Source organism: Blautia sp. OF03-13, from assembly GCF_003460685.1.
Lineage (GTDB): Bacteria > Bacillota > Clostridia > Lachnospirales > Lachnospiraceae > Fusicatenibacter > Fusicatenibacter saccharivorans.
On record NZ_QTVR01000024.1, the window covers coordinates 19872 to 45472 of the forward strand.

General features: G+C 49.7%; 25 protein-coding genes and 2 pseudogenes. 24 read left to right on the plus strand and 3 right to left on the minus strand.

The window, feature by feature from the left end; all coding sequences use genetic code 11:
* The first annotated feature begins 10 nt into the window (after positions 1 to 10).
* From DXA55_RS14645 to DXA55_RS14715, 14 genes and pseudogenes are all read left to right on the plus strand, one after another.
* On the plus strand, positions 11 to 652 hold the full coding sequence (locus tag DXA55_RS14645; protein ID WP_158565097.1) for a septation protein SpoVG family protein: 642 nt from the start codon (positions 11 to 13) through the stop codon (positions 650 to 652).
* Between the two features lie 9 nt (positions 653 to 661).
* A complete protein-coding gene (locus DXA55_RS14650) occupies positions 662 to 1315 on the plus strand; it encodes a DUF7007 domain-containing protein (RefSeq protein ID WP_117814526.1) in 654 nt (217 codons plus the stop codon).
* 44 nt (positions 1316 to 1359) lie between these two features.
* A complete protein-coding gene (locus DXA55_RS14655) occupies positions 1360 to 1746 on the plus strand; it encodes a PrgI family protein (protein WP_117814527.1) in 387 nt (128 codons plus the stop codon).
* Positions 1664 to 4091, plus strand: a pseudogene (locus DXA55_RS19395) (VirB4-like conjugal transfer ATPase, CD1110 family). Before DXA55_RS14655 ends, DXA55_RS19395 begins: the two are co-directional and overlap by 83 nt.
* 279 nt (positions 4092 to 4370) lie before the next feature.
* Positions 4371 to 6037 (plus strand): annotated as a pseudogene (locus tag DXA55_RS14670) (CD1108 family mobile element protein).
* A gap of 22 nt (positions 6038 to 6059) precedes the next feature.
* Complete coding sequence (locus DXA55_RS14675) at positions 6060 to 6326, plus strand: DUF4315 family protein (protein WP_005927622.1); 267 nt, start codon at positions 6060 to 6062, stop codon at positions 6324 to 6326.
* Positions 6313 to 6960, plus strand: coding sequence for a DUF4366 domain-containing protein (locus tag DXA55_RS14680; protein WP_117814529.1), 648 nt, complete (start codon positions 6313 to 6315; stop codon positions 6958 to 6960). The genes DXA55_RS14675 and DXA55_RS14680 overlap by 14 nt, the downstream gene beginning before the upstream one ends.
* A gap of 2 nt (positions 6961 to 6962) precedes the next feature.
* Positions 6963 to 7154, plus strand: coding sequence for a hypothetical protein (locus tag DXA55_RS14685; protein ID WP_318272949.1), 192 nt, complete (start codon positions 6963 to 6965; stop codon positions 7152 to 7154).
* Positions 7155 to 7556 (plus strand): cysteine-rich VLP domain-containing protein, encoded by a 402-nt coding sequence (locus DXA55_RS14690; RefSeq protein WP_025543447.1) that lies wholly within the window; start codon positions 7155 to 7157, stop codon positions 7554 to 7556. It abuts the gene before it with no gap.
* A 99-nt stretch (positions 7557 to 7655) separates the two neighbouring features.
* Positions 7656 to 8279 carry a hypothetical protein gene (locus DXA55_RS14695; RefSeq protein WP_117814530.1) on the plus strand — a complete coding sequence of 208 codons (624 nt, stop codon included), beginning with the start codon at positions 7656 to 7658 and terminating at the stop codon, positions 8277 to 8279.
* 12 nt (positions 8280 to 8291) lie between these two features.
* On the plus strand, positions 8292 to 8474 hold the full coding sequence (locus DXA55_RS14700) for a DUF4316 domain-containing protein (protein ID WP_003500078.1): 183 nt from the start codon (positions 8292 to 8294) through the stop codon (positions 8472 to 8474).
* Positions 8474 to 8815 (plus strand): plasmid mobilization protein, encoded by a 342-nt coding sequence (locus tag DXA55_RS14705; RefSeq protein WP_117814531.1) that lies wholly within the window; start codon positions 8474 to 8476, stop codon positions 8813 to 8815. The genes DXA55_RS14700 and DXA55_RS14705 overlap by 1 nt, the downstream gene beginning before the upstream one ends.
* Positions 8816 to 8990: 175 nt before the next feature.
* Complete coding sequence (locus DXA55_RS14710) at positions 8991 to 9281, plus strand: CD1845 family protein (RefSeq protein ID WP_009901657.1); 291 nt, start codon at positions 8991 to 8993, stop codon at positions 9279 to 9281.
* Positions 9282 to 9360: 79 nt separating this feature from the next.
* Positions 9361 to 10776: a relaxase/mobilization nuclease domain-containing protein gene (locus DXA55_RS14715; RefSeq protein WP_117814532.1), complete on the plus strand. Its 1416-nt coding sequence runs from the start codon at positions 9361 to 9363 to the stop codon at positions 10774 to 10776.
* 170 nt (positions 10777 to 10946) lie between these two features.
* Here the strand turns inward: DXA55_RS14715 and DXA55_RS14720 are convergent, their stop codons facing one another.
* On the minus strand, positions 10947 to 11306 hold the full coding sequence (locus DXA55_RS14720; protein ID WP_036626676.1) for a helix-turn-helix transcriptional regulator: 360 nt from the start codon (positions 11304 to 11306) through the stop codon (positions 10947 to 10949).
* Positions 11307 to 11534: 228 nt separating this feature from the next.
* Here DXA55_RS14720 and DXA55_RS14725 point away from each other — a divergent pair, with 228 nt between their 5' ends.
* From DXA55_RS14725 to DXA55_RS14765, 10 genes are all read left to right on the plus strand, one after another.
* Entirely contained in the window at positions 11535 to 12227 is a 693-nt protein-coding gene (locus tag DXA55_RS14725; RefSeq protein ID WP_117814533.1) for a response regulator transcription factor, read from the plus strand.
* Entirely contained in the window at positions 12224 to 13255 is a 1032-nt protein-coding gene (locus DXA55_RS14730; RefSeq protein WP_117814534.1) for a sensor histidine kinase, read from the plus strand. Before DXA55_RS14725 ends, DXA55_RS14730 begins: the two co-directional genes overlap by 4 nt.
* A 165-nt stretch (positions 13256 to 13420) precedes the next feature.
* A complete protein-coding gene (locus DXA55_RS14735) occupies positions 13421 to 15454 on the plus strand; it encodes an ABC transporter permease (protein ID WP_044960748.1) in 2034 nt (677 codons plus the stop codon).
* A 129-nt stretch (positions 15455 to 15583) separates the two neighbouring features.
* On the plus strand, positions 15584 to 15844 hold the full coding sequence (locus DXA55_RS14740) for a hypothetical protein (RefSeq protein ID WP_005927561.1): 261 nt from the start codon (positions 15584 to 15586) through the stop codon (positions 15842 to 15844).
* A 5-nt stretch (positions 15845 to 15849) separates the two neighbouring features.
* Complete coding sequence (locus DXA55_RS14745) at positions 15850 to 16515, plus strand: ABC transporter ATP-binding protein (protein WP_005927557.1); 666 nt, start codon at positions 15850 to 15852, stop codon at positions 16513 to 16515.
* Positions 16516 to 16529: 14 nt separating this feature from the next.
* The gene (locus DXA55_RS14750; protein ID WP_117814535.1) at positions 16530 to 18908 is read left to right on the plus strand and encodes an ABC transporter permease; all 2379 of its coding nucleotides are present in this window, start codon (positions 16530 to 16532) and stop codon (positions 18906 to 18908) included.
* 639 nt (positions 18909 to 19547) lie between these two features.
* Positions 19548 to 19970: an RNA polymerase sigma factor gene (locus DXA55_RS14755; protein ID WP_044927992.1), complete on the plus strand. Its 423-nt coding sequence runs from the start codon at positions 19548 to 19550 to the stop codon at positions 19968 to 19970.
* Positions 19971 to 20477: 507 nt separating this feature from the next.
* Complete coding sequence (locus DXA55_RS14760; protein WP_044927990.1) at positions 20478 to 20681, plus strand: hypothetical protein; 204 nt, start codon at positions 20478 to 20480, stop codon at positions 20679 to 20681.
* 133 nt (positions 20682 to 20814) lie between these two features.
* Positions 20815 to 20991, plus strand: a complete 177-nt coding sequence (locus DXA55_RS17375; RefSeq protein WP_165483719.1) for a hypothetical protein — start codon at positions 20815 to 20817, stop codon at positions 20989 to 20991.
* Positions 20992 to 21080: 89 nt separating this feature from the next.
* Entirely contained in the window at positions 21081 to 22589 is a 1509-nt protein-coding gene (locus DXA55_RS14765) for a recombinase family protein (RefSeq protein WP_117814537.1), read from the plus strand.
* Between the two features lie 191 nt (positions 22590 to 22780).
* Here DXA55_RS14765 and DXA55_RS14770 read toward each other — a convergent pair whose 3' ends face one another.
* Positions 22781 to 24067: a GntP family permease gene (locus DXA55_RS14770; RefSeq protein WP_117814538.1), complete on the minus strand. Its 1287-nt coding sequence runs from the start codon at positions 24065 to 24067 to the stop codon at positions 22781 to 22783.
* Between the two features lie 12 nt (positions 24068 to 24079).
* On the minus strand, positions 24080 to 25504 hold the full coding sequence (locus DXA55_RS14775) for a serine hydrolase domain-containing protein (protein ID WP_117814539.1): 1425 nt from the start codon (positions 25502 to 25504) through the stop codon (positions 24080 to 24082).
* Between the last annotated feature and the right edge of the window lie 97 nt (positions 25505 to 25601).

Consider the following 25601-nt stretch of genomic DNA (forward strand, 5'->3'; position numbering starts at 1 on the left):
AGGAGGCGGTATGCCCCGGCGTTACAAACAGGGTGCGGACGGACAGCCGCACCCGGCTTTCTATGGAAAGCTCCCCGAAGAATTTTCTAAAGCAGACACCATGCGCTTTATGGTGGAAACCGATCTGAAACTGTCCGGGTGCGTATCGGCGGACACGCTGGCGGCACTCCGGGCGGAAGGCTATGACTACAAGGACGGGAACCTTGTTCCCGCCGGAAAGGAGGAAACCATGCAGGAAAAGGTTGCAAACACCACCCCGGCCGCACCGTTGAAGCTGGATGTAAGCGTGCGGGTCATCGAACCTGTGAAAAATCTGATGGGCTTTGCCAGCGTGAAATTCAATGACTGCTTTGTGGTGGAAAATCTGAAAATCGTACAGGGCAGCAAGGGGCTCTTTCTTGGGATGCCCAGCCAGCCAGACGGCAAAGGCGGCTACCGGGATATGGCCTACCCTGTCACAAAGGAGTTCCGGGAACAGCTCAACACCGCTGTTCTGCAAGCCTATGAGGCAAAGCTGGAACAGATGGCGGAGCGTGGCTCTGTGGGGCGTGCATCCATCAGCGACCAGCTCAAAGCCGGAAAAGCGGCTGCCGAACAGGCAAAGGCGGAACGGCCCCCGAAGGAAAAGCCCAGCCGTGGCGCGGAGCGTTGACCTCGGGCCATGCTGGCCCGAAGCAGAAAGGAGGCGAAACCCATGCCACGCAAACGGACGGGCTATGACGCGGCCTGCTATTACGACGGAAAACTGCTGGGCCGCTGTACCAAAGCGGACAGCGACGCCTACACCCTGTTGATGAACGCCTGCGGCGGGGAGGCTGCCCGTGTCCTTCGGGAATATGCCTATTTTTCCCCGGAACTGAAAGCCATCTTGGAAAAGGCGGCTCTCATGCAGGCGGACCGGAGCCGGACGGGCGGAATGTTCCATGCGCCGAAAAGCTCCCCGTGGGGCGAGGTGCAGAGCTGTGAAACCCTCTGTCCGGGGGTGTTTTTGGTATCTACCGCCAGCCACGGCGGAACGATGGTGGCAAACGAGGTAGCCGCCGTTCTCTCCCCGGCGGCCAAAAAATGCGGCTTCAAGGACAAGGGCTATATCTGCTATGAGGAGGACGCACAGGAAAGTGTGGTGCTCCGGGAGCTGCTGGACAAAAAACTGTGGAACGTCCCTGACCGCATTAAGGACAAAGGACAGTTTGAAGAAAAACTCAATCAGTCCATCCGGCAGTATCACCCCGAATACTGGCGGGCAAGGCAGAGCGGACGAGAGGCCGCCGAAGCTGCCCGCAGCACAGCCCCGGCCAAAGAGGCCGCAAGATAACCTCGGGTCATGCTGGCCCGAAGCAATAAAGGAGGTGTACCAAAATGGCCTATGTACCAGTACCAAAAGACCTTTCCAAAATCAAGACAAAGCTGGCCTTCAATCTAACGAAGCGCCAGCTTGTTTGTTTTTCCAGCGCGGCGGCGGTGGGCCTCCCGGCCTACCTGTTTTCCCGTGGCAGTATCGGGAACAGCGCCGCCATGTTCCTGATGATCGGCCTCATGCTCCCGTTCTTCTTTCTGGCTATGTATGAACGGGATGGCCTTCCGCTGGAAAAAGTGCTGAAAAACATCATCCGCACCCGGCTCCTCTATCCCCGGGTGCGGCCTTACAAAACCGAAAACTTCTATGCGCTGCTTAGCGCCAGAAAGGAGGCGCAGCCGATTGCGAAACAACAGAAGGGCCGGAAAGCCCGCAGGCAGAAAGCCTGAAAAGCAGGGCCTTACCGGCCTGTTCACGAAAGGAAAGAACATTCCCACCACCGCCCAGCAGACCCTCCCTTACCGGGAAATGTACCGGGACGGGGTGTGCCGGGTAGCGGACCGCTATTACACCAAAACCATTGAATACGAGGACATCAACTACCAGCTCGCACAGTCCGAAGATCAGGCGGCCATCTTTGACGGGTGGAGCGCCTGCCTCAACTACTTTGACAGCAGCCTTCCGTTCCAGCTTTCCTTCCTCAACCACCGGAGCCGCCCGGGCAGCCGGTACAGCGTGAACATCCCCATGCAGGACGATGATTACAACAGCGTCCGGTGTGAGTATGTGGAAATGCTGGAAAACCAGATCGCCAAAAGCAACAACGGCATTGTTCGCACAAAGCTCCTGACCTCGGCGTGAACGTGGACGACCTTTCCACCGCCAGGGCAAGGCTGGAACGTGTAGAGGCGGACATTTGCGGGAACTTCAAAAAGCTGGGCGTCAAGTGCCGCTCCCTTTCGGGGCTGGAACGGCTGGAGCTTCTTCACGGGCAGCTTCACCCCGGCAGCGGCTCCCCCTTCCGGTTTTCATGGGATATGATCCCCAAAACCGGGCTTTCCACCAAAGACTTTATCGCCCCGGACAGTTTCGATTTTCGTTTCAGCCGTCTGTTCCGGGTGGGGACGACTTGGGGCGCTGCCTCCTACTTGCAGATTTTGGCCTCGGAGCTCTCGGACAAGCTGCTGGCGGAGCTTTTGGAAATGGACGCGGAAATGACCATCACTCTCCATATCCAAACCGTCGATCAGGCCGCCGCCGTAAAATCTATCAAGGCCAAAGTCTCCGACATTGACAAGATGAAGGTGGAGGAACAAAAGAAGGCAGCTCGGTCAGGGTACGACATGGACATACTTCCGCCCGACCTTGTAACGTACAGCAACGACGCAAAGACCCTTCTGGAAGATTTACAGAGCCGGAATGAAAGAATGTTCCTGCTGACCTTCCTTGTGGTAAACATGGCCCCGACCCGCCGGGAGCTGGACAATGACCTGTTCACGGTGTCGGGTATCGTCCAGAAATACAACTGCACCTTGAAGCGGCTGGACTTCCAGCAGGAGGACGGTTTTCTTTCCAGCCTTCCGCTGGGTCATAACGGCATTGAGATCAAGCGCGGCATGACCACCAGCTCCACGGCCATTTTCGTTCCCTTTATGACGCAGGAGCTCCGCATGGATGGCGAAGCGTCTATTACGGGCTCAACGCACTTTCCCATAACGTCATCATGGCAAACCGGAAAAAGCTCAAAAACCCCAACGGCCTGTTCCTCGGCGTGCCGGGCTCCGGCAAATCCTTTGCCGCAAAGCGGGAGCTTGTGAACGTGTTCCTTGCCACCCGTGACCGGATCATTGTGGTTGACCCGATGGGCGAATACTCGCCCCTTATCAAGCGGCTGGGCGGTCAGGTCATCGAGATTGCCCCGGACAGCCCCCACCACATCAATCCGATGGACATTGATTTGAGCTTCGACGAGGAAAACCCGATGGCGCTGAAAGCCGACTTTATCCTGTCACTGATGGAGCTGATCGTCGGCGGCAAGGACGGCTTGCAGCCGGTGGAGCGTACCGTCATTGACCGCTGTGTGCGCCAGATGTACCGGGAACACTTGCAGGACCCGGAAACAAGCAAAATGCCGACCCTCCAAACCCTGTATGACCTGCTCTGTTCCCAGCCGGAGGGCGAGGCGGTGCGGCTGGCAACGGCCCTTGAAATTTATGTGTCGGGTTCCCTTAATGTGTTCAACCATGAAACCAATGTGGACTTAAACCGCCGTCTGGTATGCCTTGACTTGAAAAAGCTGGGGGCCGGGCTTCGGACGATTGCCATGCTCATTATGCAGGACTTGGTAAACTCGCAGGTGTCCATGAATTTCCTGCGCGGTATCGCTACATGGTGCTACTTCGACGAATTTCATGTGCTGCTCCGTGACCGTCTGACGGCAAGCTATTGTGTGGCGATCTGGAAAATGCTGCGAAAAAAAGGGTGCGTTCCCAGTGCTTTAACGCAGAACGTGAAGGATTTTCTGGCAAGCCCGGAGATTGAGAACATCTTTGAAAACTCGGACTTCCTTGTGCTTCTCTCGCAGGCACAGGGCGACCGGCAGATTTTAGCCAAACAGCTTGGGATCAGCCCCCACCAGCTTTCCTATGTGACCCATACCAATTCCGGCGAAGGGTTGCTGTTCTTCGGGAATACCACCATCCCGTTTGTTGACCGCTTCCCGCAGAATACCGAGCTGTACGCCATTATGACCACCCGCCCGGAGGACAAAAAACAGGAAATGAACCGGGCATAACGCACTTCGGGCCATGATGGCCCGAGGTTTGGAAAGGAGGGATACATCATCGGAAAGAAACCGGATAAACGGAATTTTCAAAGGCCGGGGCCGACGGAGGATACCGGGAGCAATCGCCCCGGACCGGCTGAACGGGAAGGGCCTTCCCCCGCACCGTCCCGACGTCTACGGTTTGAGGACGAGGATGCCGGGCAGGACAGTCCTTCGGGCCACAATGGCCCGAAGTCCAAAAGCGGTAAGTTTCAAGAGGACAGCCGGAAAAGCCGTCCCTCTGACCGCATGAGGCAGGAAGATGAAGCGGGCGGGCCGCAGGATACCGGCAAGGCACAGGAGCCGGAGGGCTCCGCCGAGAAGGCCGGGAGCAAAAAGGACAAGTACCAGAAAGCACAGGCAAAAGCGGAACACGCCGGGGAAAAGCTGGGAAAGGCCCGGGAGAAACTGGACAAGACCGAGGCAAAACGGGCAGCGAAGAAGCCGCCGGGGCTTGCAAAAAAGGCAGTCCGGGGAGCCCGTACAGAAGCGTGGTTCTATGTCCACAACAAGATACACGAGGTTGAGCATGAAAATGTGGGTGTGGAAGGAGCCCATAAATCCGAGCTGGCCGCAGAGGCCGGAGCCCGGAAACTGACCCGCTATGCCAAACGCCGCTGGCGGGAACACCCAGCCCGGAAGGTGGCAAAGTGGGAACGGAAGGACATAAAAGCCCGGGCCAATGTGGATTTTCAAAAGATGGCCTCCGAGCACCCGGAACTTGCCAGCAATCCGCTTTCCCGTGTGCAGCAGAAATGGAAACTGAAACGCCGGTATTCCAAAGAAGCAAAGGCGGCTGCAAAACAGGGCGCAAAGGCCGCAAAGAAAACCGCTGCCGCTTCGGGAACTGCGACCCGTCGGGCGGCGCAGTTTGTGACCCGTCATCCCGTGGCTGTGCTGGTCCTGCTCCTGCTGTTGCTGCTCTGTTTTCTTGTGTCGGCGGTAAGCTCTATCTTTCCCACGCTTGGCAGCGGCCTTGCCAATGCGTTATCCGGCACCTCCTACGCCTCGGAGGATACGGACCTGCTGGGGGTGGACGAGGACTACACGGCACTGGAAAACGAGCTGGCGCAGACGGTAGCGAACATCGAAAGCACCCATCCCGGCTATGACGAGTACCGCTATTCCGTGGACGAGATCGGCCATAACCCCTATGAGCTGGCATCCTATCTCTCGGCAAAGTACCATGTGTATTTCCGGGAACAGGTGCAGGACGAACTGCGGGAGATCTTCGAGGCACAGTATGAGCTGACCTTGACGGAGGAAGTCGAGATACGCTACCGCACCGAAACCAGCACTGACCCGGAGACCGGGGAAACCACCACCGAGGAAGTCCCCTATGAGTATTACATTCTCAATGTGACCCTCACAAACAAGACGCTGCCCGCCGTGATCCTGCCGAGGCTTAACGAACAGCAGCGGGAAATCTACACCGTTATGCAGCAGCTCAAAGGCAACAAACCCTATCTGTGGGAAGGGATTTACAACGGCGGCGAAGATACCGGCCCCAGCTATGAGATACCCGGCGAGGCGCTGGATGACCCGGCTTTTGCGGCGCTCATGGAAGAAGCCACAAAGTACATCGGCTGGCCCTATGTGTGGGGCGGCTCCAGCCCGTCCACCTCCTTTGACTGTTCGGGCTTTGTCTGCTGGGTGTACACGGCCAGCGGCGTCCACAACCTACCCCGTACCACAGCGCAGGGCATTTACAACCAGTGTGCTATCATTTCCTCCTCCGAGGCAAAGCCCGGCGACATTATTTTTTTCACGGGAACCTATGACAGCCCCGGCCCTGTGTCCCATGTTGGGATTTATGTGGGCGACGGATGATGCTCCATTGTGGGTCGCCCATCCAATACGCAAACATCAATTCAAGCTACTGGCAGACACATTTCTATGCCTTCGGGCGTTTGTGAGCCAGAGGAAAGGAGTCCTTGCATGAACAAAATCGACAAGCTCGATAAGGAACTGGAAAAAGCCCGGGAGAAGGCCGCCGAATGGCAGGCCAAAATCCGGGAGCTGGAAAAGCAGAAACAGGAGGAAGAAAACAGCCAGATCGTGCAGGCGGTGCGCTCCCTCAAACTGACGCCCGCCCAGCTTATGGCTTTTCTGAATGACCCCAAAAACAGCCTTACCGCTTCGGGCCATACTGACCCGAAGCCGGAGGCACCCGAAAAGGAGGACACGGCCCATGAAGAAAACTAAATTTCGCAGGCTGGCGGCGATGGCTGCCAGCCTTTTGTGTTGCCTGATCTTTACGGTCCCGGCCTATGCACAGAGCAGCGAGCCGCAGCCGGAGACAGCTCCCTCCCCGGCAGAAACCGAAGCAGAGCCGGAAACCCAGAACCCCTTTACCCCGGACGGGACGGGAACCGTGGTGGACAACGGCACCGACGAGGACGGTAAAGAGTTCTACACCATCACCACAGCAGACGAGAGCGTGTTTTATCTGGTGATCGACAAGCAGAAAACCAGCGAGAACGTCTATTTCCTCAATACCGTTACCGTAGACGACCTTCTTCCGCTTGCTGAACAGGGCAAGGAACCGCCCAAAGAAGTGACCCCGGAGCCAGAGCCAAAGCCCACCGAACCGGTGGAGGAAATACCGGACCCCGAGCCGGAGAAAAAGGACAGCCCCCTTCTCTCTCTGCTCCTGATCGGTGCGGTGGTGCTGGCCGGCGGTGGGATTGGTTACTATTTCAAGATTTACAAGCCGAAGCATGAGGCCCCGGATTTGGAAGATGATTACTGCGAATATGAGGACGGGGAGCTGGAGGAGATCGCAGAGGAACCCGAGGACGAAGATACCCCGCCGTGGGAGGAAGATACGGAGGAATGAGAATGAATTTTACAAGCAGCCCTTTTGAACGAATGATGAAGGAAGTACCGCACCCTGGCTGGGACAATGACAACCCTTGTAAGGGATGCCGTTACTACAAGGAGTGCAAAGGAAAGAAAAAACAGTGCCGGAAGAAATTCCGGGCGCTGATCGTGGAGCCCCGCCCTTCGGGCCATCGTGGCCCGAAGTCTTAAATGGACGCCCGGGAGCTGACCCGTGACGAGAAGAAGAAAATCCGTTCTCTGGTCACGGGGATGTGTGCCAACTATGACAGGGAAAGCGGCCTGTGCCTTCCTCTGGACTGTGCCTGTTATATGCTGCACAAGTGCTGGACAGGGGCGTACTGCCGTTACTTCCGTGAGGCTGTCCTGCCCCTTGACCCGGAGCTTCAAGCGGCGCTGACAACGGAAGGCATCTCCCCGGAACTGCGGGCCTGTGCGGTCTGCGGAAAGGCGTTTTTGCCCGAGGGGCGTCAAGCCTACTGCTCCGACGTCTGCAAGGCCGAAGGAAACCGTCGGAAAAGCCGGGAACGCATGAGGAAAATGCGGGAGAAAAGGCCGGGCGGCTGTTACGATTTGTCGCCTCCAAAGGCTTGACATTCCGGGCTTTTTTGAGGGTGTTTCCGGGGTGGGAATATCTTATTACATTCCTCCCCGGTCTGCCCTCTTATTTCGTAACATCCAGCACTTCGGGTCATGTTGGCCCGAGGCACAGAAAGGAGGGATCTCTTGGAGACAGTACAAGGATATGTGATTTTGAAAGCTGCCACCTTTGAAACCGGACACGGCTTTGCGCTGGGGCATAATCCGGGAGCGCCGAGCCCCTTTGTGACCTGGCAGTTTACCGAGGGGGAAAACGGCCATCGGGATTACTACTGGGGCCGCTATGGAACCAGTCAGGCGTGGGCGCAGAGGGACTTTGACCGCCGGGTGGACGACTATCAGCAGCTTTACCATGTGGCGGTCAAGCATACCGAGCTGGGAGCGGAGGGCGTTTACCGCTATTATTCCACCCAGCGGCCCGTGGACATAGGAACTTACCCGAAGCCGCCGGATAACCAGCCTCTTTCCATCGTCAACTACGATGATGACAGGCGGCGTCCTGTGGCAGACGGCAGGCTGATGGCATGGGGCGAACTGACCTACGCAAAGCCGCTGACCGAAAAGCAGATGGAGGATTATGAGCTGAAACCAGCACCGGGCAATCCTGACCGGGTGCGCCCATCCATTACTGCCCGGCTCAAAGATGAAACCAGAGGGCAGGAACCCCCGAAGGAGCCCGGCCAGAAGCGGAGCCATAAAAACCATGAGGAACGATAAAGGAGGATCGCCATGCACGAAAAAGACAACTATCTGAAAACCGCCGAGCTCTCCACAGAGCAGAACTGCAACATGATCGACGGCGTACCCAACAATACGCCCATCCCGCCCACGCCCCCGGAGCTGGACGCAAAACCGCTTGATAAGGTAAAGGAACCCAAAGAGCGCCGGAAAGGCCGGGAGCTGGAACGCTGATGGAGAACCGCAAGCGGAATGTCCATCTGCACGTTATGGTAACGCCGGACGAGCTGGCGGCCATCCATGAGCGGATGACCGAGGCGGGCATTTCCAACGCCGGGGCTTATGTGCGGAAAATGGCTCTGAACGGGTATATCCTGCACATCGACCTTGCGCCCGTAAAAGAGCTGATCTCTCTGCAACGGCGCTGTTCTAACAATCTCAATCAGGTTGCCATACACGCACATACCTATGGCGTGTACCCGGAGGAAATCGACGGATTGAAGCGGGACTATGAAAAGCTGTGGGGCGAGGTGTCAAAGGTGCTGCGGGAGCTTTCCGAGCTGGTGGCAAAGTAAGACGAGGGCGGCAGGCTTCCGTTGCGGGGCTTGCCGCCCTGTTCTTTTTTTACCACTTCGGGCCAGCATGCCCCGAAGTTTTAGGACAGGATTTACTAATCTTTCGCAACATTTATGTCCCCGGGCAGGCATGATAAAATAGAGGTAGGAAGGATAGATAAAGGAGGTTTTGAAGATGAAGATACTGCTGAAAATATTGGTTGCTCCCTTTGCTTTAGCGCTGTCCCTTCTGGCGGCTCTGCTGGTGTTCCTGTTTGATATTTGTGCCGTCCTGCTGACGATTGCCTCTGTGATCCTGGCGGTGCTGGGTGTCGCTCTTTTTTTCACGCCGACGCCCATAGGCGGGATTGTATTTCTGTTTCTTGCCTTTCTTCTTTCGCCGTATGGACTGCAAGCGGCGGCGGGCTCCCTTCTGTGGGCGCTGGACGGAGGCAAATCCGCTCTGTACCGGTTTCTGGCAAGTTAAGCAGCCTCGGGCCATACTGGCCCGAAGTCGGGGCGGTCTGAATGGGCCGCCCCTTTCTCATGGAAAGGAGGAATGATTTTTGGCTACCACAACTTTGTTACAGCGCCATGCGGGCGAAGGCGAAACGATTGCTGAGGCTATCCGGGATTGTCTGGACTATGGCAAGGACCCGGAGAAAACAGAAAGCGGAAAGTATATCTCCGCTTATGAATGTGATCCGGCCACCGTGGCGGACGAGTTCCTTTTGGCAAAGGCCAGCTATGCCGCTATGACGGGCCGGGAACAGAAGAAAGAAAATAATGTGCTGTGCTATCAGATACGACAATCCTTCTATCCGGGCGAGATCACCCCGAAGGAGGCGAACCGTATCGGCTATGAGCTGGCTATGCGCTGGACAAAGGGGCGGCACGCTTTTATCGTTACCACGCACACCGATAAGCAGCACATCCATTGTCACATTTATTACAACTCCACCACCCTTGACTGCACCCGGAAATTCCGAAATTTTTGGGGCTCCAGCTTCGCCCTTCGGCGGCTCTCTGACAGGCTGTGCCTTGAAAACGGGCTGTCCATCGTGGAGAACCCGAAGCCCCGGAGCAAGAGCAAGTATCGGAACTATGGGGAGTGGCAGAAAGACCGGAAAGGGCCGCTTTCCTATCAGGACCGACTGCGCCTTGCTATTGATACTGCGCTGGCGGAACGCCCCGCTGATCTGGACGAATTTCTCAATTTGATGAAGCGGGCCGGGTATGAGGTCAAGACGGTTCGAGGCGGCGGTATCAGCTTCCGGCTGACCGGGCAGGGCCAGGAACGCTTCACCCGTCTGCGTGCCTCCACGCTGGGGGACGGCTACGACTTGCAAGATGTTCTGTCCGCCATTGAGGGCAAAGAAAAACGCCCCGGGCGCTCGGAGCGGAAAATCAGTCTGGCGGTGGATATTCAAGCAAAGCTGGCTGCCGGTAAGGGGCCGGGATATGAACGCTGGGCGAAGGTATTTAACATTAAGCAGATGGCCGCCGCTCTTGCCTATATACAGGACAATAACCTGACCGATTATGAGCAGTTGGCGAAGAAAGCCACCGAGGCAGCAGACCGTTTCCATGTTATTTCCGAACAGGTCAAGCAGACGGAACAGGCCATGAAAACCAATGCCGGGCTAAAGGCCGCAACGGTTCAGTATGCCAAAACCCGCCCAGTCTTTGAGCAGTATAAGGCGACGAAGTACAGCCGGAAATTCCTTGCGGAGCATGAGGCCGACCTTGAACTGTACCGGGCTGCACAAGCGGAAATGCGCTCTCTGCTGGGCGGGGCGAAGCTCCCTAAAATGGATGTGCTGAAGGAGGAAGGCCGCAAGCTCACAGCAAAGAAAAAACAGCTCTATGGAGAATACCAGAAGGCACGACGGGATATGCAGGAGCTCGTCACGATCAAGGCGAACATTGACACTCTGATGGGCTACACCGAGCCGGGAAGAAAGCAGGAAAAGGCGCGTTAAGGTTATGAAAATAAGGAGCAAAGCGACGCTGACACTTCGGGCCATGTTGGCCCGAAGATACGGGTTTGGGGCGAGCCCCAACAAGCCGCCTTTGTGCCACTTGTGGCCACAGAGGCATTGCTTGCCACTTAGCGGCAGTCCCTAAAATGGCGCAAAAAAAACAGAGGCCCTTATTCTGGAACCTCCGTTTCTCTGGCTTTCTTAATGCCCTCGGCTGTGGCTTCTATTACAACAAGCTCTTTTTCATTCATAGAATTTAGGAGCACATCAATGTGCTTTCTGCAAGAACTTGACCTTGCCCCTCCGTCCGCATGAATAAACTGGTCAACTGAAACGTCAAACATGGTAATGAGTTTAACAAAAAGGTCGAAGCTGGGATACTGACCTTTGTTCTCAATATTCATAATGGTACGGGAGTCACGGTCTACTAATTCCGCAACGTAGGCTTGTGTCCAGCCCTTTTCTTCTCTGGCTCTTTTGAGAGCTGCCCCGAGGCCGTGAAAGTCAAACCTTCTTTCATCTTGGTTCATTCTCATATCACCCTATATCATTGTACATTTCTGGTTGGATTATGAGAATGTAATGAAACTTTATGTAAGGTAGTATTTCATTTCACTATTCACTTGTAAAATCTTGATGTAAAAGCCAACAGGCTATATAATTTATGAAGAAATAATTTTTTCAAAAATTCGTCCGCTGTAACATTTCACGGACATTTGCCTGTTATACTATCTGCAAAAAGCAAAGGAAGTGAGGATATGAAGCAGATTTTAATTGTCGAGGACGACAGTTTTTTGAATAAGATGTTGGCCTATAACCTGACCGCAGACGGCTACGGCGTGACCGCCGCCCTAAATGCCAGAACCGCAGCCGACGCCATCCGCCAGCGGAAATTTGATTTAGTGCTGCTGGACATTAACCTGCCAGATGGGAACGGTTTTGAGCTGTGCAAGCTGATAAAGCCCCAGCACCCGGACACTATCGTAATTTTCCTGACCGCCAACGATCAGGAGAGCGACCATATACGGGGCTATGAGGTGGGCGCGGTGGACTACATCACAAAGCCCTTTGTGATCAGGGCCTTGCAGCGAAAAATCAAAGCCATGTTCGCCATGCTGGAACACCACAAACCGGCCAAGGATATTTACAACGACGGGCGGCTGTTTCTGGACTTTTCGGAGCAGACGGCTTCCTTAAACGGCAAGCCCCTGACCCTATCCCCGATGGAGTACAAAATGCTGAACCTGTTCCGTAAAAATCCCCGGCAAGTGCTGACCCGTGGGCAGCTTTTGGAAAAGCTGTGGGATATAGACGAGAGGTTTGTAGACGAACACACCCTGACAACCTCCATCAGCCGGATTCGCAGCAAGATTGAATCCGACGGCGGCGCGCCCTACATTAAGACCGTTTACGGCATGGGCTATCAATGGACGGGAGGCGAGGCAAAATGAAGTTTCAAAACCTCTCGGTAAAGCGGCTGTTTGGCCGGGTGGCAATGGGGCTTGTCCTCTCCATGTCCGGGATCACCATAGCCCTGTTTCTTGTGACAAAACAGACGGCGGTGCTGCTGACGGGCGGGGCGCTGCTGCTGTGCGCCCTTGTGGGAATTTTTGTACTGACGCAGGCGTTTGGAAAGCGGCTGTCGCAGTTTACCGCTGACCTGTGCCAGACCTTAGACCACATGATCGCCGGGAATGAAGCGCCCCAGCGGCCAGAGGACAGCGAAACCCAGCTTGCCAGAATCGGACACCGGCTGGCAAGGCTTTACCAGATCATGCAGGAGAACCGCCGCCGGGTGGACGAGGAACGGCAGGAGTTACAGACCCTTGTATCGGATATTTCCCATCAGGTGAAAACGCCGGTAAGCAATCTGAAAATGGCGACGGACACCCTGCTGGAAAAGCCCATGACCGAGGCGGAGCGCATCGACTTTATCCGGGGAATCCGCAGCCAGACGGATAAGCTGGACTTTCTCTTTCAGGCCCTTGTGAAAACCTCACGGCTGGAAACGGGCGTGATCCAGTTGGATAAGAAACCGGGTCGCCTCTTTGATACCGTGGCGCAGGCCATGAGTGGGATTGTGTATGCAGCGGAGAAAAAGGAAATCGCTGTGTCCGTGGACTGCCCGGAGGATTTGACCGTTTTCCATGACAGCAAGTGGACATCCGAAGCCCTCTTTAACCTGCTGGACAATGCAGTGAAGTACACCCCGGCAGGCGGGAAAATCGCCGTGTCAGTGGTGCTGTGGGAAATGTATGTGGAGGTCAAAGTGACCGACACCGGCAAGGGCATTTCCGAAAGCAATCAGGCTGCCATCTTCCGGCGCTTCTATCGTGAGGAAGAAGTACACGAACAGCAGGGCGTGGGCATTGGCCTGTATCTGGCCCGCGAGATCGTAACGCGGCAAGGCGGCTATATCAAAGTGGTTTCGGAGCCGGGCAAGGGTTCAGAATTTTCCATTATGCTGCCGACAAAATAAAACGCGGCGGACGGCCATTTCCGGCTGCCCGCCGTAAATTTTTTTGAAATGTCCGAGCGTTGTAACATTTCACCTCGATTTTCAATGAAATTTTTTGGCCGCTGTAACATTTCGCGGACATTTAGGTTTTACAATACCCTTATCAAATATGGAGGTGATACAACTATGACATGGCCTTTTGAAAATGACACCAGCGCCATTACAAAGAAGCTGGCGCAAAGAAGCTTCAAAGCCAACAAATTACGAAATATTGTTGCTGTAATAGCAATCGTTTTAACATCAATGCTTTTTACTTCTGTAACGACTTTATGTGTTGGAGCGATCCAGTCTATACAGACAACTATTTTGCAAATTAGGGGAACCAGCCCATCCACTGGTACATCTGTAAATTGGATTGCCATAATAGCAGCCCTGTTTTTTATTATGATTTTTGTAATAACGGGCTATTTGCTCATTCGCAATATTTTTGAGATTTCTGTTGTTCAAGAAATAAAGAAATATGGCTTATTAAGAACAATCGGAACAACGGAGAAGCAAATCAAGCGAATTGTTTATAAGCAAGCATTTTGGCTGTCTATAATTGGTATATCTATTGGGTTGATTTTAGGATATATAGTAGGAATACTTATGCTTCCGTGGATTCTTAATTTTATGAAAGGCGAGTATCACAATCTTTCTGTGAACTTGAGTTTTAATCCTATTATTTTTGTCGTTGCCGGGATATTTAGTGCGATTACTGTTTGGGTGAGCATAAAGAAACCATTCAAAATTGCAGCTACGATTTCGCCCATTGAGGCAACCAGATACTATGAAAAAGACAATTATCATAGTGCCAACAAGAATCGTCTTTCGTTTAAGAATAGAATAATAGAAATGGCATGGAGAAATTTAAGAAGAAATTCAAAGCGTACCATATTTATCGTCTTATCCATGATACTCTGCATTATTCTCCTAAACAGTGCAATCGCAATCGGAAATAGTGTTGATGTTAAAAAATATGTATCTTCTGTTACCTCATTTGATTTTGTTGTGGCAAGCCCAAACACATTTTCTAATGTGCAAGGTTTTCGATTTAAAGATGATTCTGTTAGTAATGAAATCATATCTGATATTGAAAATAATATTCCTGTGCTGAACGGAAGTCGAATTTATAAAAACACTTTGGATGATGTCAGTGTTACTTATGATTATGGTAGTTTGGTCACGGAAGTATTAGACGAATACACAGAAGATAATCACCTTATACGAAGTGGTATGGTTGATGGCAGAACTTATCCAGTAAAACTCGGTGTTGATTATCGACCTCTTTGCAATATTTACGGGGTAGAAAAATCAATACTTCCTAAATTGAATTTCATTGAGGGAGAAACAGATATACAGCAACTAACCTCATATTTGGAAAGTGGAAACTATGTTATAGAAATTTCAGCGATCAACCCAAATGAATCTCCTGAATTTCTTTGTCCGCTCAATCAGGAAGTTACCATTTACAAAGATGGATTGCCTTATAAAACGGTTTCGGTAATTGCGCGTGCAGTGGTTGATTTTTCATTGGTAGAATCTCCGGGTAAGAATGTTGGCTACACTGATGTTGGCGGCGATTGTCCTATTTTCTATATGAGTAATGAGATGTTTGTGGAATTGTATAACAATCCAGCCATAATGAGTTATGTGTTTGATGTGGAAAAAGAACACTTTTTGCCAGCGACCGAGTACATCAATTCTTTGCCTACCGTTGAATACGCATCGTCTGAAACATTGGCACAAACTATGAATGGATTAAAACAAACTATTTTTATCATAGGTGGCCTTATTGGGTTTCTATTAGGAAGTATCGGGCTTGTGAATTTTTCCAACATCATTATAACGGGCATTATAAACCGGCAACGGGAATTTGCTACATTAGAGAGCATCGGAATGACGAAAAAACAAATTAACAAATTGACCGTATTGGAGGGATTGTTTTACGCATTTCTGATTTGTGTAATGGGTTTACCTCTCTCTCTTATTGTTGCAAATACAATTCTTCCTACTTTCTTTAATCAACCTGACTTATGGCTGTTTACAATACAGCCTACGATTTTCCCGTTGATATTAGAGGGAATTGTTATTTGCGTTGTGGCGATTATAGTTCCTCATGTTTCGTTTCGCTATTTTAGAAAAACAAGTATTGTAGCTCGATTAAGGGTAGTTGAATAATAATTTTGAAATGTCCGAGCGTTGTAACATTTCACCCCGATTTTCGATGAAATTTTTTGGCCGCTGTAACATTTCGCAGACATTTGGGTTTTACAATGACCTTATCAACAAAAGTGAGGAGGCGTTGCAATGGAACTGACCCCGACCATGATTTTGAATCTGGCGCTGCTGATCGTCCCGCCCGTTGCCCTTGTGCTGGCGTTCTGGCAAAGGCTGGCCCAGCACATCCGCTGGACGGTTGCCTTGACTGCCCTCTGCGATGTTCTCCTGTTTTGGGATGAACTGTTCTACTATGAGAGCTTCGGACTGTTCGCTGTGCTGATTCTGGTACAGTTGGCGGCCACCGGCGCAGCAGCGTTCCGCATTTACAACAAACAAAGAAAGGATTGAATTTTATGAGAATTTTACAGACTATCGACCTGAAAAAGTATTACGGTACAGAGCCGAATATCACCCGCGCCCTTGACGGCGTGAACTTCTCTGTAAATGACGGCGAATTTGTGGCCGTTGTGGGAACCTCCGGCAGCGGCAAGTCCACCCTGCTTCACATGATGGGCGGGCTGGACACCCCTACTTCCGGCAATGTGATTGTCCGGGACAAAGAACTGTCGAAAATGAACGACGAACAGCTTACCATCTTCCGCCGCCGCAACATCGGCTTTATCTTCCAGAACTATAACCTTGTTCCTATCCTGAATGTGTATGAGAACATCGTCCTGCCGGTGGAGCTGGACGGGGACACGGTGGATCAGAAGTTTTTGGACGAGATCGTTCACCTGCTGGGGCTGGAAGATAAACTGAAAAATATGCCGAACAATCTTTCCGGCGGCCAGCAGCAGCGTGTGGCTATCGCCCGCGCCTTGATTACCAAACCGGCTATTGTTCTGGCCGACGAGCCAACCGGCAACCTTGATAGCAAGACCAGCGCCGAGGTGCTGGGGCTTATCAAGCGCACCAGTGCAGAGTTCCGGCAAACTGTTGTGATGATTACCCACAACAACGACATTGCCCGCCTTGCAGATCGGATTGTCCGCATTGAGGACGGCAAGATTGTGGAGTAAGGAGGTGGCAGGCTATGACATGGCCTTTTGAGAATGATACCAGCGCCATTACAAAGAAGCTGGCAAAGAAAAGTTTGCAAAGCGAGAAGCGCCGGAATCTGATGGTGGTGATTGCCGTTGCACTGGCGGCGTTTCTAATCTGCTTTACGGGAATTGTGTCTACCTCCCTGACACAAATGCAGCGCAATCAGGTTGTCGATACTTATGAGGCGGTCTGGCTGGGCGTGGAGGAAAACGACATTGAAACCCTGAAAGGACTGCCGGAGTTTGAGCGTGTAGGCGGCTACTATATGCTCGGTGAGGAACTTTCAGAACAGGGCTATCATGCGTCCTATGTGTATTGTGACACACAAATGATGGAGATTACCAAGGCGCAGATGGAGTTATTAGAGGGCCGGGTTCCTGAAAAAGCAAATGAAATTGTCGTAAGCAAATACTTTCTTTCCACCTATGGAAACAATGCCAAGATCGGGGACACTGTGACCTTAGACACCGAGAGTTTTCATGGTGATTATGTCGTTACCGGCATTATGAACAGTGTAAATGAAAAGGAAGCGAATACCTGCGCGATCATTCTTTCCAAAGCTGCCCTAACAGAATGGAATGGGTTTGACCCGGCTGGCTATCGCGCCTATGCCCATTTCAAAAACAGCGATCAGTTGGGTGAGGAACTGATGACCTCTTATTGCAGGGAGATTGCAGAGGAATATCAGCTTCCTATGCCCAAAATGAACAGTAAGTATTTTGCCTATGCTTCTAAATCCTTTGATTTTGCACTGATGGCAGGTGTGATTGCCCTTGTTCTGATTGGCGGCTATATTGTGATCCAGAGTATCTTCCGTATCTCCATCAATGACAAAATCCAAAGCTACGGGCAGCTTCGGACGATTGGTGCGACACCAAAGCAAATCAAGCGGATTGTAAAGAACGAGGGACGCAAACTCGGCAGTATCGGGATTCTGATTGGCACAGTGCTGGGCGTATGCGGCGGTTTCCTCCTGTTTTCCAAGGGTTTTAACGCTGTTTCCTATGTGGCAACGGTTATTTTAACGCTTATAAGCAGTTGGATCATGGTATCTGTTTCCATCCGTAAGCCGGTGAAAATTGCGGCAGGGATTTCCCCCATTGAAGCCGTCCATTTTACCCCGGCGCAAAAGGACATCCGCAGCCGGAAAAAGAATATCAAGCTCAATCCTGTTTCAATGGGAATTGCAAATTTTAGGCGTGACCGAAAAAAGACCGTTGCTATTGTAGCCTCATTGAGTTTGGGCGGAATTATCCTGCTTGTGGTATCCTCCATTGTTTTGCTGCGCTCACCAGAGGCGCTTGCAAGACAGTTTTTCCTAGACGGCGACTATAAAATTTATTTGGATTCTGAAATGACAGAAGAAAAGGTTATGGCAGCGGGAAATCCATTGAATGAGGAATTAAAGCAGGAAATCTTATCTATTGATGGCGTTACAGATATAATTCCAAGCAGGCAATCTCTCCATGCAACTTATAAAACAGAGATTCATCAAGCTGGTGGTATGTGCGATATGCTGACCGACCAGAATTATGCGGTAGTTGAAGCGGCTCTGACAGAGGGAACCATGCCAACAGATTCCCGTAGTATTGTAATTGACTATAATGTGCTAAAGCAGAATGAGGATATGGGTGTTGGTTCAACGGTTGAGATTTCTTTGGGAGAAGAACAGCCATCCGTTTCTGTTACCATATCGGGGTTATACGCTCCTGCAAAGGTATATTCAGGACATGGCAGGATGCACTTAGATGGGGCAACTCTTTTTGCACCAGAAGCGTTGTTCCACGAACTGCACCCGGAAATCACCTCTTTTGACTATTCATGGAGCATTGTAAATGACCCTAAAAAAACGGACTATGTGGGAGCTGAATTGAAAAATATTGTTGCCAGCCATAGTAATATTGCCTTAGATGAAATCAATACAGTGATTGAATATGAAGAAATGACAAATTCTTTTGCGTTTGGCAGTATGGAGGTACTGTCATGGCTGGTATTTCTCTTTGGCGTTATCAACCTGATTAACACGACACTCTCTAACCAGATCGCCCGAAAGCAGGAAAACAGTATTCTGCGTTCTATCGGCCTAACACAAAAACAGCTATGTAAAATGAACATCTGTGAGGGGCTGTGCTATGCGCTCTTTGCAACATTGGCAACGCTGATCGTTGGGCTTCCGGCTTCCATCTTTGCTTGCAGAAAAATGAGTGTAGGTGCTTTTGCCGGAAATGTAGTGCCTTATCAATTCCCGGTTTTGGAAATGGGGCTGTTCATTCTGGTATTGTTCGGAATGGAGCTAATCTTGTCTGTATGGACAATCCACAGACAGAAAAAACAATCTCTGATTGAACAAATGCGGGCAATGGAATAACCGTATGGGATCGGCGGGGCGGCGTGTGCTGCCCCGCTTTTTTCGTCATTTCTCAAAGAAATTTTTGAAATGTCCGAGCTTTGTAACAATTCAGCCTGTTTTTCTGTCGAAATCAAAGACGCCTCGGACATTTGTGTAACATTTGTAGTTTATGCTTGTGGTAAATCAATTAAGAAACATCTGCCCCCACAGCGGGGAAAAGAAAAAAACCGCTGACGGGCAGAGGATTTCGTGTGCTTTCCTATATCACTGACGATACGGCGGTTTTGAGAAATCAGAGCCGCCGTTTCTTTTCGCCCCCCTAAACCAACGACGACCTAACACCGTGTAAATCCACGGCGGCATATAGGAGGATTGCCGCCGTGTCTATCTTTGCCTTTTTTCACAGTGCCCATGACCTACATCAGTTAAAAAAAGCATAGCCCCGCCTCCGGGTTATTCCGGCTATGTATGCGAAATTTGTTGGAACCTTAACTATTATGTCATTTCATGCGTCCGTGTGGCTTCATGCCGCTCGGGCGCTTTTGCGTTCTTATGGGGCGGCTTCGGGTCATGTTGGCCCGAAGCCATTCCCCGGTGCCGCTCCCCGCCGCCTTCGTTTCGGTCACTCGTCAACCAACAACCGAAACGGAGGTCAATATGGCTATTATCAATTTGCGGGACTATTACCCATTCTATACATCGGATTGCTTCATGGAAGTATCGGAAGAAGTTGCAGAAATGTTCAAAGAGTTTGATCGTAAAGAGGCTGCCTACCGGCTGCGTACATACCGCCACAAAGCCTACTATTCCCTTGATCGGGATGACGGGCTGGAGCATGAAGCTGTCTTTGTCGCCTTATCTCCCCATGAACTGTATGAGCGGAAAGTGACCATGCAGGAGCTTCATGCGGCGATTGCCAGTCTGCCGAACAAACAGGCAAAACGGATTTACGCTCATTTCATTCTCGGCATGACCAAACAGGATATTGCCCGGGCAGAGGGCGTCCATGAAAAAGTGGTTCGTGTCGCAATCGAGCGAGGTCTGCGGCACTTAGAAAAAATTTTGAAAAATTCTTTGTAAGGCGTACCGATTTAGGCCGGAAAATGAAATGGCTTATGAGAGGCAAAACACTTCGGGTCACAATGGCCCGAGGTTCAGACAAGCCTCATGCAGATTGAAAATTGAATAAAAAGACACCCGGATACGAAGGGAAACGCGCTGTGTGACAGACCCGCCATGACCTCGGATTTCAGAGAATACAGTCTTTGTAAAACTGAGCAAGCGAACAGGTCCATGCCATAGGTGGGGAAAGGCTGGCTCCACCGGAACAGGCGCAGAACCCGGATACTTGCGTTTAGTCACAGTCCGAGCGTTGAAGCGGCCTTGCAAGCCGTGAGCCGTCGCAGGCAATGAGAACGCCTTGCCATCAGAATGGGGAGAGTTGAAATACTATGGGGCATGAAGCCTATGCCCGTCCGGTGTGTCTGAAATGAAGTGAAAACCTATGGGGAGCCCCCGGCAATGCTGTCTGATGATAGGCCAACCAATCCGGCGTGGCTCCCCATCTTTCAAAAAAAGGAGCACTTTATGGGAAATGCGTTTGGAATGATCCCCGGCTTGGAACCGGACGAATGGAGCAATGACGCCTGCCGTGGTTATGTCATTATGGCAATGGAGGACTGCGGATTTTCAAAGAAGGATATACGGCGTGTTGTGGGGCAGCTTTATGAAGTATTTGACCTCAACAGCGTGGAGGACGCCAAAGAAAAGTACCATTCCAGTCCTTACTGACCTCGGGTCACATCGACCCGAAGTGGAGAAAGCTCAAAGGGCGACACCTGCTGGGTGCCGTCTTTTGACATTTCCCCACGGGACAAGTGGGAAAGGCAGGCATATACACGCACTTTCGCAAAGGAGGTTTTCAATGACGCAAGCTGTCACTTATGAACGAGAAACAAAGTCTGTCGCATTTCAAGGGAAGATCATTGTGCTGGAAAGCCTCACGCCGGTACTTCCCCCGAAGGAGAAAGCACAGCGCAAAAAAGAAATTGAGCGTTGTCTTTATGAGGTGTTCCGCAAATATGGAGACAGATTTCCCTAATCATTCGCAACATTGTTGTCCGGGGCTGCTGATGGTATAATATAGTTGTAAGGTTGGTAGCTCCATTCCAACAAGGAAAGGAGCCCAATATGGAATTTATCAGAGAAGATTGTATTTACGCAAGACAGTCAGTAGACCGCAAGGACAGTATCAGCATTGAAAGTCAGATTGACTTTTGCAAGTATGAATTGAAAGGTGGGAGTTGCCGGGTATTCAAGGACAAAGGCTATTCCGGTAAAAATACGGACAGGCCGGAGTTTCAAAAGCTGTTGGGCGAGATCCGCAAGGGAAAGGTCAGACGGGTCATCGTGTATAAACTGGACCGTATAAGCCGCTCTATTCTGGACTTTGCAACGATGATGGAGCTGTTTCAAGAGTACGATGTGGAGTTTGTATCCTCCACGGAAAAGTTTGATACTTCGACCCCGATGGGCCGGGCTATGCTGAATATCTGCATTGTATTCGCCCAGCTTGAACGTGAGACAATTCAGAAGCGTGTCACAGACGCCTACTATTCCCGGTGCCTTAAAGGCTTCCACATGAGCGGGCAGGCACCATACGGTTATCAGTTAGAGCCTACTGTGGTAGAGGGTATCCGCACAAAGAAAATGGTTGCCGACCCCGTAGCCGCCGACCATGTTCGGCTGATGTTTGAAATGTACGCTGAACCGGAAACCTCCTTCGGAGATATTACCCGATACTTCGAGGAACATGACATAAAAATTTATGGCAAATCCATGTTCCGTACATTTCTTTCCCAGCTTTTAAGAAACCCCGTTTACGCACAGGCCGATTTGGAGCTGTACGAATTTTTCAAGAGTCAGGGTGCAGCGATTGTCAATGACGCTTCTGACTTTGCCGGAACAAACGGCTGCTATCTCTATCAGGGGCGGGATGTGAAGGAGGACAAGGACAGGTACTTAAAAGACCAGATACTTGTTATCGCTCCCCATGAAGCACTCATTTCCTCTGACACATGGCTGAAATGCCGGAAAAAACTTATGGCAAATACCACCTTCCAGCAGGGACGGAAACCGAAAAATACTTGGCTGGCCGGAAAAATCAAATGCGGGCATTGTGGGTATGCTCTGAAAGCCACCCATGTACCAAACAGCACCGGCTATTTCCGCTGTACCAAACGGACGGAAAACAAAGGCTGTCCGGGCTGCGGGAAAATCCGCAAAGAAGAATTTGAGCAATTCATTTTCTCGGCCATGCAGGAGAAGTTCAAAGACTTTCAGATACTCCACGGCAGGGAGGAAAAAGTCAATCCGAAGCTGACCGCCTATCAAGTGGAGCTGGCACAGGTGGAGGCAGAAATTGAAAAGCTGCTGGATACGCTGACCGGAGCCAATGCGACCTTGCTTGCCTACGCCAACAAAAAAATTGAAGAACTGGACACCAGACGCCAGACCATTTCAAAGGCAATCGCCGAATTGAGCGTTGAAACCATATCTCCCCAGCAGATAAAGAAGTTGTCCTATTATCTCGACAACTGGGACAGCATAGATTTTGACGACAAAAGAAAAGCCGCCGATGGTTTGATCTCTACGATCAAGGCCACCAGCGATCGTGTTCAGATAGAGTGGAAAATCTGACATTTCCGCTCTATCGCCCCTCATTTCTATTTTATCTTGTTTGTACCCCTTGTACACCGATGTTTGTGATATGCAAGAGACAAATCATCCTCATTTGCGCAGGAACAGTCGCTACTACCTCTATCTTACCTTTCCACTCTCTGTGGAATTTTAATGACTCTTTTGCATACTCTATAGTAATCTGTTACTTCTTAATAAAATGCAATTCCAAGAAATACTGCAAATGCCAGTCCAATTAATGTAATACATACAGATGTGATAAATATCGGTTTGTAGCTTTCTTTATGTGTCATACCACAGGCAGCCAAGCAGGTAATCACCATACTGTTATGCGGCAGTGTATCCAGACCATTGCATGCAATTGCAGCTATACGGTGTAAAACTGCAGGATTTACTCCCAAGTCCATATATTTTTGTGCAAATACCTCCATAGCGATTCCGATACCACCAGAACCGGAACCAGTTGCTCCAGCGATTAATGTGGTAGCACTTGCAAAAGAAATCAGTGGGTTTCCACCAAGGTTTGACAACATATCTATCAGATTCTGGAATCCCACAGTTGATTTAACAACATAACCAAATCCAACAACTGCTGCAGTATTCATAATTACCATGCTGGCACGTTTTACACCGTCATCGATCAAATTCAGTTTTTTCGGAGTAGTATTCCAATATAAAATCACACAACAGAAAGAAGCTAAAATAATTGCAATATTTACATTTACCTTAAATACATTTAACAGAACAAATAACAGAATCATCGGAACCACAGATCTCCATGGTTTTACAATCTCCAATTCTTCAAATGCTTTCATTTTTTCTGCAATATCAGGTGTAATTACAAATCCGTCATTATTTTTCTTTGCTTTTCTGAATTCATACTCCAGATAAATAATACACAGAATACTGCAGAAGATACCAGTTGCAATACCAAGACCGGAAGCTGCCATAGTATCTGTACCAAGATACTGTGTTGGAAGCACATTCAATATAGAAGGAGAACCCGGGAACATGGAACTGTTATACGCCAGAGAAGTATAAATAACACCCGGAATCAACCATCTTGGCAGATTTTCCTGTTTAAATACGCACAGGAAGATCGGATAAGCGATAAACATCAATGCCCATCCATTCACACCTATATATCCTAAGATCAGCACTGCAAGCATACAACCATAAATCGCTCCACGTCCACCCACTTTAGAATAGATCATTTTTGCAAATGCTGCTGCAGCTCCGGATCCTTCCATCAAAGATGCAAATACGGTTCCGGTTGCAAAAAGCAAAAAGTTATTCTTCAGGAAATCAGAAAATCCTGTAAAATATGTATCTGTAATTGTATCCAACACAGACAAACCACTGAATATTGCCAAAATTGCAACACATATTAATGTTCCCACAACTGGGTTAAATTTACGATAGCAAATAATAATCAACACAACAAGTGCAACAATAATTCCCAATAAACTCATATCCATAGTTTTATCCCCCTACTGTATGTTTCCTGAAAGTTCAATCGGTACAGCTCCGCCAAGTTTTACGCTTGTGATAATCATTCCATTTACACTGTCATCCTGGAAATGCAGCGTATAGATATCGTAACCTGACATATTTAACCAGTACTGCTTTATCACCAATGTCTTATCATCTTTGAATGCATAAGAAAAGCTATTAAGAAAATGATGCGGATCATCAAATACAGCTTCCTGTGTAATCCAGTTTTCAAATCCAGCCTCTACACTTACCATCCTGTCCTTCAGGTGAAAATTAATCAGCAGTTCATTTTCTGTTTTTCTATTAATCTCTATGCTTTGAATTTTCCGGTCATTTTCTTCAAAGGAGAGTGTTTTATCAAACCATTTTCCTTCCAAGCAGGAATTTTTTGCTCCTTCCGGATATGGAAGACACAGGTCATCCAGATATTTTTTCAGTTTTTTCTCTCCATCTACATCTGTTTTCAATGTTCCTCTCTCTGTCGGTATAAACAACTTTTCATTTACGATTTTGCTAATCAGACGGTTCGGATTTCCATTTTTATCACTTGCTCCTGCTGTGATTGCAACTGCCAGTTTTTTCTCTGGATTAACCACGATCACATTTCCGAAAGCTCCATAAACGCCGAAGGAATGATCAGCAGTGATCCAATACTGATATCCGTATCCACAGACTGGATATTTTTCTTCGGGAGTATCAATCTGTTTTCTGGTTGCTTCTTTAAGATATTCTTCCGGAATAAGTGTTTTTCCGTTCCATTTTCCCATATTGGCAAGTAATATTGCAATTTTCGCGATGTCAGGTGTTTTCAAATACAACCCCCATCCTCCGACTGTATTGCCTTCTGGGCTTTCCAGCCATTCGATATCGGTAATACCCATTGGTTTCAAAACACGTTCTTTCATCAGTGCAAGCACATTTTTATGCATGGTTTTTGTAACCAGTGAAGACAACATGTAGCTTGCTCCTGTATCATACTGAAAGACAGTTCCCGGATCATGGGGTAATTTATATGTAAAATAATGTGTGATCCAGGAATCTGTCACTCCACGAAAACAGGTGCTTAATCTGCAGGAATTTGCTGCCATTGTTAACAGATTACGAACTGTCAGCTGATCGATTCGTTTATCATATTCTTCCGGCAAATACTCTTTAAAATAATCTATCACCAGATCATCCAGATGTAATTTTCCCTCGTCGATTGCAATCCCTACTGCAATACTGTTCATACTTTTCGAAAATGAATGAAGCATCTGCATAGGTTCTTCCGTATATGGTTGAATGCATTTTGAAAAAATCACATCGTTATCGCATACTACAGATATAGAATGAATATCTTCGACAAATGTCTCCAGTTCCTGTACCATACACAACAGATTATCTGAAGATATTCCATAGGCTTCTGGTTTATTTTTTATCATTTTGTGCTCCTTCTTTTAATATATTGTATTAAATTCTTTTCAACATTCATATGAAGTATTTACTACTATACTATCACAAGTTGTTTCTGGAAACAAT